The sequence below is a fragment of the Actinokineospora fastidiosa genome (assembly GCF_014648415.1).
GTDB classification, from domain to species: domain Bacteria; phylum Actinomycetota; class Actinomycetes; order Mycobacteriales; family Pseudonocardiaceae; genus Actinokineospora; species Actinokineospora fastidiosa.
In genome coordinates this window covers 512,041-528,803 of the sequence record NZ_BMRB01000002.1, presented here as the reverse complement: position 1 = coordinate 528,803, position 16,763 = coordinate 512,041, and the positions used below count along the sequence as shown (strand labels likewise).

Sequence of the window (16,763 nt, the reverse complement as noted above, 5' to 3'; positions counted from 1 at the left end):
GCCGAGCGTCCTGCCAGTGCCCCGGCCCAGCCGTCCGCCCGCTCCATGCCTTCGACCGAACCTAGTCGGACCGCGCCTGGGGGCAAGGGGTCGGTGGGGGTGTCGTCGACGGCGGTGCCCGAGATGACGCCGTCGCAGCAGCCTGCGGTGGCCACGGCGTCCATCGGGGAGCCGACGGGGCCTGCGAGCACCCCGCGCAGGCCGAGGGAGGCGCCGCAGGACGCGCCGGTCGGGGAACGGTCTCCGGCGACGAACCCGCTCACCAGGGACGAGCTCATCGCCAGCCTCGAACCCCAGCGCTCCCCGAGGCGGGACGCGCGGTTGGGTACCGACGCGTTCGGGGACCGCACGCCGCCGAAGGCGCCGGAGTTCACCCGCGGCTACGACTACAAGGATCTGCACGCGGACAAGCGCGGTGCGTTCTTCGACCTGATCGACCTGCGCAACCCGCCGCCGTCCCGGGACGCGCTCAAGCCGCGGCGGCTGCCGAGCGACGAGTCGGGGGTCACCGCCGGGGTCAGCATCGCCAAGAGCGGCGTCCCCCCGCTGCTCGGCTCGACCGGGCCGTTCTCGAAGAACCAGAAGGTGCCGCACATCGTGCACAGCATCTGGATGGGCGGCCCGCTGCGCGACGCCGAGTTCAAGCGCAACGTGGAGACCGGGGCCGCCCGCAACCCCGGCTTCCGGTTCGTCCTGTGGACGGACGTCAGCCGCGCGGAGATCACCGCCGCCCGGCAGACGCCGCGCAGCAACCGCGAGGCCGCCGTGAAGGAGATGGTGGACTGGGCCGACAGGGCGAACGTGCGCCTGGTGAACATCGACGAGGTGTTCACCTCGGACAACCCGATGCGCTTCGACGCTGAGGCCCGCGCGGACCGCTCGCGTCGCACCGGGACGGGCTACGCCCCCGCCAGCGACATCCTCCGCCTGGAGATCCTCAACCGCTTCGGCGGCATGTACGTAGACGGCGACAACGAGATCGTCGGCCAGCTGACCGAGGTGTTCCACCACGTCGCCAGCGACCCCAACGGCCTCGCCATCGGCCGCACCGGCGCGCTGTCGCCCCACCTGACCAACTCGACGATCATCGCCGCCGCGGGCTCGAAGGGCATCCGCGAATACCTCGACATCACCGGCGACAACGCAGGCAAGCCGATGAGCGCCCTCTTCCCGGAGTTCTCCCCCTCGAACCTGACGGGCAAGCTCCTGGAAGACGCCCCCCGCAACGAGATCATCCGCCGAACGGGCCCCGACGGCCGCACCTTCGAACGCCTGGCCGAGCGCCTGAACATCCCCCTGGACGAAATCCAGGACCGACGCCGCCACAACCTCCCAGCGGTGCCGTATGACGTGGTGGTCTCCAACTCGGCCAAGGCCTGGCTGGACAAACCCCAAACCCAACCCACCGACGACCAGCCCAGCTCGGCGGGAGGCCAGCAGACCAGCACGCAACCCGGCCTGATCGGCGACCCGCCACCGCTCGTCCCCGCGCAGTCCGGTGGCGACCGACAGCCCACCCCAGCCGAGGGCCAACAGCCGAGCCATGGCCAACAGCCCGCCCCGACCGCCAACCAGCGACCCGGCGACCAACAGCCGATTGACGGCACGCCCCACGACCCGGCGGACAGCCAGCAGCCGATCACGGGCCAGCAGCCCGTGCCGCCAGCAGGCCAAGCGCCCGCAAGCCATCAGCCGGAAGGCCAACCGCTCGCGACGCAGCAACCCGCGAACCAGCCGCATGCAGGTCAGCACCCGGTTAACCAGCCGCCAGCAGGACAGCAGCCGGTAAACCTGCCCGTGGGCCAGCGGCCAGCAGTTCAGCCTCCAGCGGGCCAGCAGTCAACGAGCCAGGCGCCAGCGGGCCAGCAGTCAACGAGCCAGGCGCCAGCGGACCAGCGGTCAGCGAGCCAGGCCCCGGTGGACCAGCGGTCAGCGAGCCAGGCGCCAGCAGACCAGCGCTCTGCAAGCCATCCCGCGAGCCAGCAGCCCGCGTCCCAGCAGCCTGCTCCCGCGAGCGGCCAGCAGCCCGCTCCCGTCAGCGGCCAGCCCGGGCCCACCACCCCTGCCCCCGTCATGGACGAGCGGACCGTCATCGACGCCGTGAAGGGGGCCGTGCAGAACCTGCACCGCGAACACGCCGCCCGCCACGGCGTGGTGCACCTCGCCTCCGCCAAGCGTGCCATCGACAAGTTGCCCGTGAGCCAGCGTCCGGCCGCGTGGGACGCCACGATCGACCTGTTCCTGCGCGATCGCCCCGATTCCGTCACGCACGTGTCGCTCTACCAAGCCTCCGGTGTGCCTGACAGCGTCGTGGACAGGATCACCGCCGCCTTCCCCGACAGCCCGGTGGAGCGCAGCCCGCACTCCCGGTCCGCCCCGCCGCCCGGTACCGCTCCGCAAAGCACGCCCCAGACCACGCCCACCCCGTCGAACCACCAGCCGCAGCACGATCCGGCATGGGGGCGGTCGACCCTGCGGAGCGCGCCGTGGTTCACCCGGTCCGACCCGCTCCCGCCCCGGTCCTGGGAGTCGTTGCGGGCCAAGGCCACCGTGCGCAAGGTCGACTTCACCGACATCGGCATGGTCCGCGACGCCACCCGCACCAATCCCGACTACGTGCACGGCACCGTCAGGTACGACGTCCGGCTGATGGAGGTCGAGCCCGGCCGCCTGGTGCAGGAGTACACCGTCCGCCTCCACCTGGTCCCGAAGAAGCCGGTGACGCCGGACCAGGTGACCGACATGAAGGACAAGGCCCGCCTCGGCGTCGACGCCCTGTTCAACCAGGGATACCGCCTGCCGTCCGGCCCCCAGCTCCACGTCCGCCTCGAGTTCGTCGACACCCCGGGCGCGGCGCACGTGGTCGTCGACGTCGAGAACAACAACCGCGCCAACGAGGAGATGTGGGGCACCCGCGTTCCGCCGGTCACCCTGGCCCACGAGGTCGGCCACTACCTGGGACTGCCCGACGAGTACCGCGACCGCGGCCGCGACTACCAGCGGGTGTTTAACAGCGGCGACCCCCACAAGATCGTCTACCGCGACGCGAACGGCGACAAGCAGGTGCGCTACGAGCCCCGCCTCAACAACGTCCGCGAGGGCGACGGCGGCATCATGAGCACCACGTCGCACAGCACGCCCGTCGTGCTGCCCCGGTACCTCTGGATGATCGACCGGATGACCACCAGCCAGGTCCACCTGCCGGTCAGCGAGCACGCCACCCTGCACGCCCCGTCGACCGTCGACCCCACCCCCACGCAGTCCCACTTCGACCAGCAGAAGTCCGGACGCCCCCGGCACGAGCCCGACACCACGGACCGCGACCTCGCGACCCACCCCCTCACCCCCGACGAGATCACCGACGTGCTGCGCGCCGAGCAACGCGCCACGCCCACCCCGTCACCGCTGGGCAAGGACGTCTTCGGCGACCGCGTCGCGCCGCCCGCCCCCGACTGGGCGCACGGGTTCGACTACACCGGCCTGCACGCCGACAAGCGCGCGGCGTTCTTCTCCACCATCGACATGACCAAGCCGCACTTCGACGCGCACCCGCCCGCCGGTTCGACCCGGCCCAGCCTCGACCGCCTCGACGAGGCGAAGGTGACCACCGGGAAGTGGACCTCCGCGGACACCCGGCTGGGCCCCAAGCGCCGGAAGATCCCGCACCTGGTGCACAGCATCTGGCTGGGTGGCCCGCTGTTCCCCGACAGCGGCCCGCGCTCGGCCTTCATGGACACGGTCGCGCAGAGCAGGCGCAACCAGCCGGACTTCGACTTCGTGGTCTGGACGGACGTGCCGCGCGCCGAGGTCGAGGCGGTGCGGGGGCAGGACGTCGAGCAGCTGACCGGACGCGCCCGCGAGGTCGCGGGAATGCTGGAGTGGGCAAGGGAGAACGGCATTCGCCTGGTGAACGTGGACGAGGTGTTCACCGCGGAGAGCCCGATGCGCTTCGACGCCGAGGTGCGCGCCGAGCGGTCCCGGCGCAACGGCAGCGGGTACGCCGCCGCGAGCGACCTGCTGCGGCTGGAGGTGCTCGACCGCTTCGGCGGCGTCTACACCGACGGGGACAACCTGGTCCACGGCGACCTCGCCGGTACGGTCCAGCGGATCGCGGGCGAGCCGTTCGGGCTCGGCGTCTCCCTCGACCGGGACAACCGGGTGAACAACTCGGCGTTCATCGCGGTGGCCAAGGCGCCGGGCACGGGGCATCTGCTCGACATCATCGGCGGGAACGTGTCCAAGTCGTACGTCGACATCGTGGCGGGGTCCGAGGGGCGGGGCCCGGCGGTGACCGGGGACGTGTTCCCGCCCGCGACCCGCGACCGGATCGAGGAGACCAAGAACGCCCGCAACGAGACGATCTTCCGGACCGGCCCGGACATCACGACCTTCGACGAGCTGGCCCGGCGCGCGGGCATCAAGGTGGACCCGAAGCTGGGACGGACGAAGGACACGTTCCCGTCCGTGCCGGACGACGTGGTGCGCGTGGAGTCCGCGCAGAGCTGGCTGTCCCCGGTGCCCGCCGCGGTGGACGGGCGCAAGGTGCTCGACACGGTCAAGGGCGCCGTCGCGGACCTACACCGGGACTTCGCGAGCAGGCCGGGCGTGCTGCTTGTGCCATCGGCGGCAAAGGCAATCGACGCGCTGCCCGCCGCCCAGCGGGTGCCCGCCTGGCTGGCGGCCCTCGATCTGCTGGAACTGGACCCGGCGGACGTGCGGGTGGTGTCGGCGAAGTACGAGTTCCAGCCGTCGGGGAGCACGCAGCAGCAGACGGCGTACGTCGAGCTGCCGCCGGAGGTGAGGGCACGGTTGACGGCGCTGTTCGGCGGTGCGCGGTTCGTCCTGGGGCCCGAGCGGGTGGACCCGCCGGAGCCCCCCGACACCCTCGGCGACCAGGCGGCGGAGTACGCGCGCGTGCGGTCGGCGCCTGACCCGGACTGGATGTCCTATTTGGATGACCTGGACGCCGCGGCGCCGCGCTTGGCCGAACAGGACGCGTACGGGTTCGCCGCGCATCGGCGGGATGTCGACGTGCACCGCATCCAGGTCGCGGCCGAGGCCGGGGAGGTCATCCCGGTGCGCGGGACGACGGCCAGCCTCGTCCCGAGGCTCGACGGCTTCCGCCTGATCGGCGCCGCGGTCACCGCCGAACTGGCAGCCGACCTCGCGGCCATCACCGGCCGCGACGTCGTGGCCCAGGTGATCGGCGGGGACTTCGAGGAACCCCGCACCCTGCGGTTCCCGCCCCGGGGCAGGCCCCTGCCGGGCTGACCTGCTCGCGGGGGCCATGCAGAGACGGCGGTGTTGTCGGTGATTCGGCGTGCGCATTGCGCTCGCGGTTCCTGTAGTGGCGACGGCGTGCGGGCGAGCCGCGCAACCAGCCCTCCACCTGACCAGCGGTGGGCTTCGGTGGTCGCGATCAGCCCCTTGGCTGAACCCTCGTGGCCGCGTTGTCCGTGTCGGTGGTGGATGAGGAGGACACGATGGACGACGCGATCACCGTCACGCGGGTCGGCACGGCCGTGGTCGTCGGCGGGGCCGGGGACACGGTGGAGTTGGCCGAGCGGTTGGTCGGGGAGGCGGGGCGGACGCCGGTTGTGGTGGGGGCGTCGGCCATGGCGGCCCTGACCCGGCTGGACCCGTGGGTTGTCGCGGATCTCGCCGAGGTCGTCGGCGGGGAGCGGGGAATCCGGGTGTTCGCGCCCTACTGGGGCGCGGTCGGCGCGGATGGCGCGCCGCCGCCCGCCCGGCTGCTCGCGGACCGACTCGGGGTGGAGGTCGTGGCGCCGGAGGGCGAGCTGATCGCGCTCGAGGGCGGTGCGGTGTTCGTGTCGGGGCGGGGGCTGGGGTGGGCGGCGTACGCGCCGGGGCGGCCGCGGGTGCGGACGGGACCGCGTTATCCGGAGCCGTGGTGGCAGCGGTATCTGCCGGAGGACCTGGGCGAGCACGTCACCCAGACGCCGTCGGGGCTGTGGATCCACGGTTCCCGGGCGGGGGAGTGGCCCCGGGTGGCGGGCGGGGAGCGGCTGGTGGTTGTCGCCGAGGCGTCGGCGTCCGTTGTCGAGGCGGTGCTGCGCGCGTTGCCGGATGAGGTGCGGGATCACGTCACGGTGGAGTACGCGGATGTGGGCAACGCGCCTCGCGGTCGGGTGGTGGTCACCGCCGACGGACGGGTCCTGCCCGGGAATCCACTCGTCGGCACGGCCAGGGCGATGCCGTCCCGCCGTGCCCGTCCGCAGGCTTCCGTGCCGTCGACGACCGTGACGGCGGTGGCGCCGTCGGTGGCCGCGCGAACAAGGCGGCTTGCCCCGGTGACGTCGATGCGGGCTGCCGCCCAGACCGGTCCGCCACCGGCCGCTCCGGCATCGAGTTCGCCAGCGGTGTCGCTGGCACCGGCCCTGCTGACGCCCGTATCGGCGGTCGCTCCGCCCGCCGCCCGCGCCGCCGTGCAGGTCACCGCCGCGATGACGGCTGTCCCGGCCCCGTCGCGGGCTCTCCCCGTCGCCGCGACCCGCGCGGCCGTCGAGGTTCCGATCGACGCGCACAGCACTCCTGAGCAGCGGCAGCGGGTGCGGGCCGCGTTGGGGAGTCGGTACGACATCGCCGTCCGGACGGTGACGAGGTTGCTGTCCGAGCGACCCGGACTGCGGGCGGGTGGGGACGATCCCGCGCTCCTGGCGGAACTCGCCGTGGTCCACGTGTTCGCCGACGATCCGCAGGCCTTCTACGACGCGGACTTCCACAGTTGTCTCGCGGGCGGCCTGCGCAGGCTTCCCACTCTTCGCGGTGTTGTCGTGCGCGGGATTCCGGAGGAGAGCAACGCCCAGACGGGAGCCGTCCTCCGGCTGCCGACCCCGGTCGTCGCCCTGCCCGCCCGGGTGACGCGGCCCGTGGGTCCGGCCGAAGCCCTCATCTGGACCACCACCGCCCGCAGGCTCGACGGCCTCGGCGACGGCGACGCCGTCCTGCCCGCCCACACCCGCCTCCGGGTCCTCGCCGTGGAGCACAGCCGCCTGCTCCTCGCCGAGGACGGCGCCCCCACCGACACCGCCCTCACCCGCCTCCGCGCCGCCGCCGCCACCCGACCCCCCACCACCACCCCGACCCCCACCCGCTGGTTCGGCGCGCTGCCCGCAGCCTGAGAAGGAGGAGACATGCAAGAACTCCACACCCACCTGCTGGCCCTCGCAGGCCACGCCCCCGACCCCTGGCTCATCATCGCCCGCGAAGTGCTCGCCGAGGGCGACACGGCCCGGCTGACCAGCCTCCTCACCGCCCTCACCACCGCCCGAAGCCCACTCCCGCACGACGACCACCCCGCCACATCACCCCAGGCGGCCGGGCCGCCCACCGAAGCCGAGCCAGCCCGGACCGGGCGCGCCAGCCAACGCCAGGATGAGACGCCATGGCAGCCCACCCGCGCCCGCAATCGGAAAGCCGGGGCTTCGGGTGAACGCGTGCGGCCCCGCCCGTTCCTGGAGATGGGCGCCGAAGGACAGGCCAGCCCCGCCGCCGCCCCCACCCAGCCGCCCGCTCAGGGACTTCCGGGGGATGGCCCTGCCGGACAGGCTGGTGTGGTCGATGCTTGCTCGGTGTCCGAGACCGCCCAGGGTCGCGGCAGTCTGGTTTCGGGTGATGGTTCCGCCGGGCAGGCTGGCGGCGGGCGTTTCCAGCCCCGTGACCGCCGCGCAGGAGCGGGCTTCGCCGAGTCGGGGCATGAGCGTGATCGGGTAATCGGGCTGCTCAAAGCCGCCCTGCAGAGCCATCCGGCCCAGCACCGGTTCTCGCCCGACGGGCGCGATGAGCACGACCGGGTCGCCGTGGCTGCCGTCGCGGGTCAGCGGGGGACCGAGGCGTGTTGGGCCGTTACGCGGGACGGGACCGACCGGGTCTATCTCGTGCAGGCCGAGGACGACGTGCTGATCGCCGTCACCGTGGAGGTCCAGAACGCCCTCACTGCGGCTGGGGCCATCCCGCGAGTGGAGGTGTTCGGGGCCGACACCCGTCTGCCGGACTACCACGAAACCGCGCTGCAGTCCGCCGTGTTGCTCTGGTCGGCCACCCCCGCCCGGCCCGTCCGGGTCGCGCCCGTGTTCGACGGCGCCTCCGCCAACCGGGGGCCCTGGTTCTCCCCGGCGCGCGAGTTGGTCGTCGACGCGGATGAGCGCCAGAAGCTGCTCGACTTCCTCGACGGCGGGGAAGTCGTCATGGCCGCGGAGAACCACCTCCCCGATGTCCTCGCCAAAAGCCCCGCCGACGTGGTCCCCGCCGATCTGCGGTCCGACGGGGCCTGGGTCTGGTCCGCCGCCAGCGGGTACTTCCTCGACCGGCACCTCGTCGCCCCCGACCCGGCGTTGGTCGAGCACGCCGTGGTGACCGCGCCGCCGGGGCGGCTGAGCCCGTTGGAGCGGCATCGGGTCCGGGCCGCGCTCAGCCCGTCCGCAGAGGAGGGGTCGCTGTGGCGAGCAGGCTGACCGGCACCCGGTCCGTGCTCGGCGTGTCCCCGACCGAGCCGGACTGCTTCCGCACCATCAACGACGCCATCGCCGCCGCCCGCCCCGGGGACGTGATCTCCGTGTGGCCCGGCGTCTACCAGGAGTCCGTCGTCATCGACCGCGAGGTCACGCTGTCCGCCGCCGGTGAGGTGCGGGTCGAGGCCGCCGGCGCGCCCGTCCTCCAGCTGACCGCCGAGCACGCCGAGGTGTGCGGGATCGCCTTTGCCCACAGGGGCGGGGAGGCCGCTGTCGACGTGGTCGCGGGCTCGCTGCGGATGGACGAGTGCGCCCTGCGCGCCGACTCCGAGGTCGCGATCGTGGTCCGCGGCGGCAGCGACCTCCGGGCCACCGACTGCGAGGTGCGCAACCCCGGCGGGGCGGGCGTGCTGGCCTTCGACGGCGCCCGCGCCGACCTGACCACCTGCACCCTCACCGACATCGGCGGCACCGCGGTCGTCGCCCGCACCGGCGGCGCGCCCGCCCTGGTGGACTGCGTGGTGACCGACGCGCGCGGCGCCGTGCTCGTCGCCGACCGGGGACGGGCGACGGTCGGGAACTGCCGCGTCGAGCGGATCGGCGGCACGGCGATCGTGGCCGAGGAGCGCGGCGAGCTCGTCGCCACCGGCACAACCCTGTCCGAAGTAGACGGGGCGGCGGTGCTCTGCGCGGACGGCTCGCGCCTGGTCCTGCGCGACTGCCGGGTGGAGCGGGTCGCGGCGCAGGCCGTCGTCGTGGTGGGCGACGGCGCAGCGGAGCTGGAGCGCGTCACCGTCGACGGCGCGGCGGGCCACGCGCTGCACGTGGTCGACACCGCGACCGCCGACCTCGTCGAGTGCGTCATCACCAAGGCGGGCCACGATTCCGTGGTGGCAGCCGGGACCGCGACCGTGCGCCTCAGCGGCTGCGCGATCACCTCGGGCGCGGGCGCAGGGGTGCTCGCCGAGGGGCAGGCCGACGTCCGGGTGAGCGCCACCCGGGTCGTCGGCGCGCGCGACACCGGCATGGTCGCCCGCGGCGCCGCCCGGCTCACCGTCGACGGCGGCGAGGTGCGCGAGTGCGCCACGGGCGTCGCCTGGCACGACAAGGCGGGCGGCGGGATCACCGGGTGCGTGGTCAAGGACAACCGCGGCGACGACATCGCCATGATGACCTCGGAGCACGTGCCGGTCGAACGGCCGGACACCGCTCCCGAGCCGACCCCCCGACCGCCCGAGGACACCCCGGACCGCGAGGGCCTGGACGCGCTGCTCGCCGAGCTGGCCGGCCTGGTCGGCCTCGACGGCGTCAAACGCGAGGTGGAGACCCTGGTGCGGCTGCACCAGATGGCCGAGCGCCGCGCCGCGGCCGGGCTGCCGTCGCCGCCGCTGAGCAGGCACCTGGTGTTCGCGGGCTCGCCGGGCACCGGCAAGACCACCGTGGCCCGGCTCTACGGGCGGATCCTGGCCGCGCTCGGCGTGCTGCGCACCGGCCAGCTGGTCGAGGTCGCCCGCGCCGACCTGGTGGCCTCGGTGATCGGCGGCACCGCGCTGAAGACCACCGAGCGGTTCCAGGAGGCGCTGGGCGGTGTGCTGTTCATCGACGAGGCGTACACCCTGGCCTCGGGCGGCACCGGCCCCGACTTCGGCAGGGAGGCCATCGACACGCTCGTCAAGCTGATGGAGGACCACCGCGACGACGTCGTGGTGATCGTCGCGGGCTACACCAACGACATGCGCTCGTTCCTCGCGGCGAACCCGGGCCTGTCGTCGCGGTTCTCCCGCACCATCGAGTTCACCGACTACTCCTCAGCGGAGCTGGTGACCATCGTCGAGGGCCTGTGCCGCGACCACCACTACCGGCTGGAGTTCGAGACCCGCTCGGCCCTGCACGCCTACTTCACCGACCTCCCGCGCGACGCCGCGTTCGGCAACGGCCGCACCGCGCGCAAGGTCTTCGAGGAGATGATCGGCAGGCAGGCGTACCGGCTGGCCGACGAGGACCCGGTGTCCGAGGTGTCGCTGACCCGCCTGCTGCCGCAGGACCTCGGCCCGCTGCCCGGCGCGGCCGTCGGCGCGGGCGCGGGCCGGGTGGACGCCGAACGCGTCGAGCAGCTGCTCGGCACGCTGCGCGGGCTCGTCGGCCTGGACGAGGTCAAGACCGAGGTCGCCGCCATGGTCGACCTGCTGGCCTCCGCGCGCAGGCGGCAGGCGGCCGGGCTGCCGGTGCCGTCGCTGGGCAGGCACCTGATCTTCGCCGGGCCGCCCGGCACCGGCAAGACCACGGTGGCTCGCCTCTACGGCTCGCTGCTGGCCGCCATGGGCGTGCTGGCGCAGGGACAGGTCACCGAGGTCAGCCGCGCCGACCTGGTCGGCGAGTACGTCGGCCACACCGCGCGGCGCACCACGGAGGCGTTCGACCGGGCGCGGGGCGGAGTCCTGTTCATCGACGAGGCGTACACGCTCTCCTCCGGCGCGGGCTCCGGCCACGACTTCGGCAGGGAGGCGATCGACACGCTCGTGAAGCTGATGGAGGACCACCGCGACGAGGTCGTGGTGATCGCCGCGGGCTACGAGCGGGAGATGGCCGGGTTCCTCGCCGCCAACCCCGGTCTGTCGTCGCGGTTCTCCCACCGCGTGCGCTTCGCCGACTACACCCCCGACGAGCTGGTCACGATCGTCGACCAGCACGCGTCGAGCGCGGGATACGAGTGCACGGGGGCCACGGTGGCGGCGCTGAGGGCGCACTTCGTCGCCGCGCCGCGCGGGGACTCCTTCGGCAACGGCCGCTACGCCCGGCAGGTGCTCGACGAGGCCGTCACCCGCCACGCGCGGCGCACCCGCTCGCTGGTCGCGCCCACCATGGACGACCTGTGCGTGCTGCTGCCCGCCGACATCCCCCCGCCCTACTCCAGCGCGTCGCAGGCCAGGGCGGCGGGATCGGCCGCGGCGCCGGGGATCCAGCCGATGTCGGAGAACGTCGCCTCGAAGGCCCCGTCGGTGTAGACGAGGAACGGCGTGTCGACCCGGGTGGGGTCCAGGCCCGCGGCGGTGAAGCACGACAGCGGGATGACGACCCGGGACCGCTCGCCCGGCTTCATGGCCTTGAACAGGTCCGTCGCGGGCAGCTCGGCCGCGCACGGGTAGACGCAGTGCGACGCGACCTTGAGCCCGCTCGCGGGCGGGGTGTGCACGACCACGTCGAAGACGAGCGCGCCGTTGTCGTCCACATAGGACTTGAGGTTGCGCCCGCCCGGCCTGCTCTGCAGGTAGACCTGGGCGGGCGTGCCGCCGGTCCAGGTCACCCTGAGGCCGTCGCCGGACACCGCGGAGATCGTGGCCTGCTCGGCGGCGCCCTCGCCGTTCAGCTCGTTGCCGCCCCAGTTCTCCGATGAGGCGACCAGCCCGTGGTAGGGGGTGATCACGCCGTCGTCGTAGACGCGCAGCGGTTCCGTGGCCGCCACCGGGGGCGCGCCGTTCGCCGTGGTGGTCGTCGTGCCCGCGTTGGCGGGCGGGGTCTCGCTGCCGCCGAGGACGAACACGAGCGTGGCCGCCACGACCGCGACGGCGACCGCGGCAGCGGCGGCGGGCACTAGCCACTTCCGCCGCGCGGGCCTCGGCGGGACCTCGGCGAGGGGAGCGGGCAGCGCGCCGTGCGGGGGCGTGGCCAGCCGGGGGACGCCGGAGCGCGGGTCGGCGGCCGGGGTGGGCACGTCCTCGGCCCGCGCCGCGACGGCCGCCGCGCCCAGCGCCACGGTGAACTTCGGGTGCAGGGTCACCCGCACGGGCTTGCCGAACTCCTGCGACACCAGCTGCGAGACCAGCGGGATGCGCGACGACCCGCCCGCCAGCAGCAGCGCGGACAGGTCCTCGGTGCGCAGGCCCGCCGAGGCGATGGTGCGCCGCAGCGCCTCCGTGGTGAGCTGGACCTGCGGGCGGATCATGTCGTTGAACTCCAGCCGCGTCACGGTGACCTCGCGGTTCCCCGACGGCAGCGGGATGTCGAGCCGCACGTCCGGCTCGATCGACAGCTCCTCCTTGGCGCGCACGCAGAGCGCGCGGATCTCGGCGAGCGCGGCGGCCTGCGCCGGGTCGGAGCGGTCGAGGGCGGTGATCGCCCCGTCCAGCCGCTCGTCGACGTGCGCGATCAGCGCCTCGTCGAAGTCGATGCCGCCGATGTGCTCGATGCCCTCGGGCGTGCCGAGGATCTCCATCGCGTCCGGGCGCACCCGCAGGATCGTGGTGTCCAGGGTGCCGCCGCCGAGGTCGTACACGGCGACGATCTCGCCGTCGCCGAGGCGTCGTTCGGCCGAGTAGTGCGCCGCCGCCGCCTCGGGCTCGGTGACCAGCCGGAAATCGGTGAGGCCAGCCAGCCGGGGCACTTCGGCGAAATGCTCGCGGCGGTATGGGCCCCAGACGGCCGGGCAGGTCAGCACGACCGACTCCGGCACCCCGCCCTCGGCCGAGGTGACCGCGGCCAGCACCTCGCGGAGCTGGGCGGCCATGAGCGCGGCGGGCGAGTAGGCGGTGCCGCCGAGCACCAGCGGCGTCGGGTCGCCGAGCCGTCGCTTGAACCCGCGCGCCACCCGGCGCGGATCAGGGTCGCCCCGCAGCGCCGCCGCGCCGGTCAGCAACGTGCCGTCCGGCGCCGCGTACGCCACCGCGGGGGTGACGACGTCGGGGGACAGCGGCACCATCCTGGTCCCGTTGGGTCCGCTCACCGCGGCCGCGGCGAACGCGGTTCCCAGGTCGATGCCCACTCCGTACCGCATCGCGTCCCCTCGTGGCCATTTCAGTGATCGACACCGACACCCATCGTGGCACAGCCCAAGGGGGGTAGGGGAATCCCTACCACGCTGTCGGGTGGACACCCCTTGCCTGAGGAACTATCGAGAACGACGCTGGTGCGGTGGGAGTCATCGGCGGTGTGCGGTGGGGCGGCGTGCTGCCGCGGCGCCTGCGCGCGCCGAGCCGCGACGCCGCCGACCGGCGCTACGCGCTGGAGCGCACGCTGCACCACGGCGCCGTCGCGGACGTGTCGGTGCTGGCACTGGAGCTGGCCATGGTCTCCCGCTCGGTTGCCGATCCCCGGCTCGACACCGCGCAGACCACGCTCCAGCGCGCGCTCGACGATCTCCGGAGCGTCGGCGCTGCCATCTACCCGCCGGTGCTGGCGGGCGCGGGCGTCGGCCCGGCGCTGCGCTCGCTCGCCGACCGGCTCGGCCTGCGCCTGCGCCTCGACCTGCCCGCCCACGACCTCGACGGCGACGCCCGCGCCCGCACCGGCCTGCTCGTCGCCGACCACCTGCAGACCCTGTGCCCGGGGACCGCTGTCCACGTGCGGGTGCGGGGGAGGAGACTGGTCCGCGTGCGGATCATCGACCGGCAGCCCGGCAGGCCCGGGCCACGCCACTACCGGGCGGCGTTGCGATGCGGGTAGCCATTGCCGAAGACGGCGTCCTGTTCCGCGAGGGCCTTGTGCTGCTGCTCAAGGCCGCCGGGCACGAGGTCGTGGGCTGCGTGGGCGACGGCGACGCCCTGCTCTCGCTCGTCGCGACCACGCCCGTCGACGTCGCCGTGCTCGACATCCGCATGCCGCCGGACCCCGACGGCGGGCTCGCCACCGCCGAGCGGATCCGGGCGCTGCGCCCGGAGACCGGCCTGCTCCTGCTCTCGCACTACGCCGAGACGCACTACCTCATGCGGATCCTGGAGGTGGGCACCGAGCGGATCGGCTACCGGCTCAAGGAACGCGTCGCTGGGGTGCAGGTGCTCGACGACACCCTCACCCGCATCGCCGACGGCGAGATCGTGATCGAGCCCGTGCTCGCCAAGCGGCTGGTGCAGGTGCCCGGCGGGCGCGACGGCGGGGCGCTGTCCGCGCTGTCCGAGCGCGAGCACGACGTGCTGCGGCTGATGGCCGAGGGCCGCACGAACAACGCGATCGCCGCGGAGCTGTTCGTCTCGGCCAAGGCCGTGGAGAAGCACATCGCCTCGATCTTCACCAAGCTGGACCTGCCCGGGGACCAGGCGGTGCACCACCGGCGCGTGCTCGCCGTGCTCGCCTACCTGCGGGCGCAGCGGATCGACGGGTAGCGGGCGTGCCGAAAGGCAGGCGTCCGCACGACGTGGTGGCAGGCGTGCCGTCCGGCTCGCTGGTCGACGCCCTCGTGCGCAACCTCGCCGACGGCCTCGGCGCGGACGTCGCCTACTGCGTCCCGATGGCGGGCGATCTCTCGGTGGTGACGGCGTGGCCGGAACACCCGCCCGCGCGGACCGATCGGACGGACGCGGTGCGGATGCCGGTGGCCGACGACGGGATGCTCGTCGTCGTGGGCGTCGACCGGTGGGGCTCGGGGGAACTGGCGCTGCTCAGGGAGACCGCAGCGTGGATCGGTGTGTCGGCCGGGCTGGACCGGGCGCGCGCCGACCGCGTCCGGGCCGAGTCCCGCGCGCACCGGCTGCGCGCCGAGGTGGCGCGGGCGCGGGGACGGCTGGCGAAGGTGCGCGACCTGGAACGGCAGCGGCTGGTCCAGTCCATCACCGCGACGACCCTGCGCGATCTCGACGACGTGCGCGGGCGGCTGCTCGCCGTGCGGGAGACCGCCGATCACCACGCGGTCGCGCGCGAACTCGACGGCGTCCGCGGCGCGCTCGACGACCTGCTCGACCGGTTCCGCACCGTGGTGCGCGGGGTGTACCCGGCGATGCTGCCCGACCGGGGGCCGACGGCGGCGCTCGCCGAGCTGGCCGCCACCCTGCCCCGGCCCGTCCGCTTCGGCGGCGACCTCGGCAGGCGGGTCGGCTGGGAGGTGGAATCGGGTCTCTACCAGGCGGTGGCGGCCGTGTTGACCGTCCTCGCGGGAGTGTCGTCGGACCGGCCGGTCGCGGTGGACTTCCAGCGGGACAACGCGTTGCTGGTGCGCGTCACGGCGGACACGGCGGGGATGACGGCGAAAGAGTTGCGCTCCGCGCTCGCCTACGACGCCGAACGGCTGGCCGTGCTCGGCGGCATGCTGGAGTGCGCGGTGGAGGACGGCGTGGGCGTGGTGACCGTGCGCGTCGCCGAGCGCATCGAGCCCGCCGCCGGGCCGCGGCCCGACGTCGAGCGCAGCGCGGTGTACCGCGATGTGCGCGACCTGGTGCGGCGGGGCGCGCGGGACGCGGCGGGCGGCCGGGCCCAGGCGGCGTGGGACGCGGTCGCCGAGCGGATGGCCGCCCCGCCGCGGATCGCGGTCGTCGGCGCGCACGCTGCGGGCGCCGTGCCGGACCGCGTCGAGGGGGTCGACGTCGTCGCGGTGACCGGACCGGCGGACCGCGGCCTGGCCGAGCGGCTGGCGGGCGACGACCCCCGCGCGGGCGTCGACGCCGTGCTGTGCCTGGACCCGCCGGAGGCGGAGTTCCCCTCGGCCCTGCGCGCGTCCCGCCACCGGATCCTGCTGGCGCGGTCGGGCGGGATCGCCGAACTCGCCCGCGCCCTGACCGCCCGCGCGCCCCTGATCGCCGCCCGACGCGCACTGGTCTCGGTCGCCGGACTGGTCGCCGCACTGCCCCCGCACCACCCCCTGCGCTTCGCCGCCGACCGCATCGCGACGGAGGCCCACGACCTCGCCGAACTGGACCTGCTGGACGACATCGACAGCACGGCCGTGCTGCGCGGGTCCGCAACCGACGCGGCCCGCCTCCTCGGCGCCCACGGCCCCGACCCCCGAACCCGACTCGGCCTGCCCGCCGCCGCCACCGACGAGGACGTGACCACGGCCGCCCACCACGCGGCCGCCCGCTGGCGCACCCACGCCGAACACCCCGCCACCCCCGGCCGCGACCGCCGCGCCTGCGAGATCCTGGTCCGCACGGCGGAGGGGATCATCACCAGGACACGCGCCCACTGACCACCTCCGTGGCACGGACGAACCGTATGGCGGGTGCATGTCGAGCATCCCGGCACCGTGGGCGAGACCGGTTGGATCGCGAGCTGACCACAGCCGGGCACGGCCCCGCTGACTGTGGTGCCCGTGTGTGGAACGAACGGACATCGCCTCGCGCCGCCGCCCGCACGGGGTTGTGGAGCCTGAGACTGGTGGTATCGGTCGCGTGCGACCGAGGGATCACCAGGGCACGAAGCCGCTGACCGTCGTTCCGTGGCCCGGGTGTCGAGCGGACCTCGACTGTCGAGCCTGCGAGATCCTGGTCCGCACGGCGGAGGGGATCATCACCAGGGCACGAGCCCACTGACCACCGCCGTGACACGGACCGAACCGTATGGCGGGTGCACGTCGAGCATCGCGGCACC

General features: G+C 74.0%; 9 protein-coding genes. 7 read left to right on the top strand and 2 right to left on the bottom strand.

Annotated features, from left to right (window positions below; genetic code table 11):
• The first annotated feature begins 123 nt into the window (after positions 1–123).
• Both IEY98_RS12325 and IEY98_RS12320 read left to right on the top strand, forming a co-directional pair.
• Complete coding sequence (locus IEY98_RS12325; protein ID WP_189210565.1) at positions 124–5,271, top strand: glycosyltransferase; 5,148 nt, start codon at positions 124–126, stop codon at positions 5,269–5,271.
• A gap of 170 nt (positions 5,272–5,441) precedes the next feature.
• Entirely contained in the window at positions 5,442–7,142 is a 1,701-nt protein-coding gene (locus IEY98_RS12320) for a hypothetical protein (RefSeq protein WP_189210564.1), read from the top strand.
• A gap of 183 nt (positions 7,143–7,325) precedes the next feature.
• Here the strand turns inward: IEY98_RS12320 and IEY98_RS12315 are convergent, their stop codons facing one another.
• Positions 7,326–7,808 carry a hypothetical protein gene (locus tag IEY98_RS12315; protein ID WP_189210563.1) on the bottom strand — a complete coding sequence of 161 codons (483 nt, stop codon included), beginning with the start codon at positions 7,806–7,808 and terminating at the stop codon, positions 7,326–7,328.
• A gap of 90 nt (positions 7,809–7,898) precedes the next feature.
• Here IEY98_RS12315 and IEY98_RS12310 point away from each other — a divergent pair, with 90 nt between their 5' ends.
• Together IEY98_RS12310 and IEY98_RS12305 are read left to right on the top strand one after the other, a co-directional pair.
• Positions 7,899–8,474, top strand: coding sequence for a hypothetical protein (locus IEY98_RS12310; RefSeq protein WP_189210562.1), 576 nt, complete (start codon positions 7,899–7,901; stop codon positions 8,472–8,474).
• Positions 8,459–11,476, top strand: coding sequence for an AAA family ATPase (locus IEY98_RS12305; protein WP_229786846.1), 3,018 nt, complete (start codon positions 8,459–8,461; stop codon positions 11,474–11,476). Before IEY98_RS12310 ends, IEY98_RS12305 begins: the two co-directional genes overlap by 16 nt.
• On the opposite strand, the gene IEY98_RS12300 is transcribed toward IEY98_RS12305, so the two are convergent.
• Positions 11,377–13,242 carry an Hsp70 family protein gene (locus IEY98_RS12300; protein WP_189210561.1) on the bottom strand — a complete coding sequence of 622 codons (1,866 nt, stop codon included), beginning with the start codon at positions 13,240–13,242 and terminating at the stop codon, positions 11,377–11,379. The two genes, IEY98_RS12305 and IEY98_RS12300, sit on opposite strands and share 100 nt — an antisense overlap.
• Positions 13,243–13,379: 137 nt before the next feature.
• On the opposite strand from IEY98_RS12300, the gene IEY98_RS12295 reads away from it, so the two are divergent.
• Genes IEY98_RS12295 through IEY98_RS12285 form a run of 3 tightly spaced genes read left to right on the top strand, consistent with a single transcriptional unit; the run spans position 13,380 to position 16,362 of the window.
• Positions 13,380–13,910, top strand: coding sequence for a sensor histidine kinase (locus tag IEY98_RS12295; protein ID WP_189210560.1), 531 nt, complete (start codon positions 13,380–13,382; stop codon positions 13,908–13,910).
• Positions 13,901–14,566, top strand: coding sequence for a response regulator transcription factor (locus IEY98_RS12290; protein ID WP_189210559.1), 666 nt, complete (start codon positions 13,901–13,903; stop codon positions 14,564–14,566). The genes IEY98_RS12295 and IEY98_RS12290 overlap by 10 nt, the downstream gene beginning before the upstream one ends.
• 5 nt (positions 14,567–14,571) lie before the next feature.
• Complete coding sequence (locus tag IEY98_RS12285) at positions 14,572–16,362, top strand: hypothetical protein (RefSeq protein ID WP_189210558.1); 1,791 nt, start codon at positions 14,572–14,574, stop codon at positions 16,360–16,362.
• Positions 16,363–16,763 lie beyond the last annotated feature (401 nt).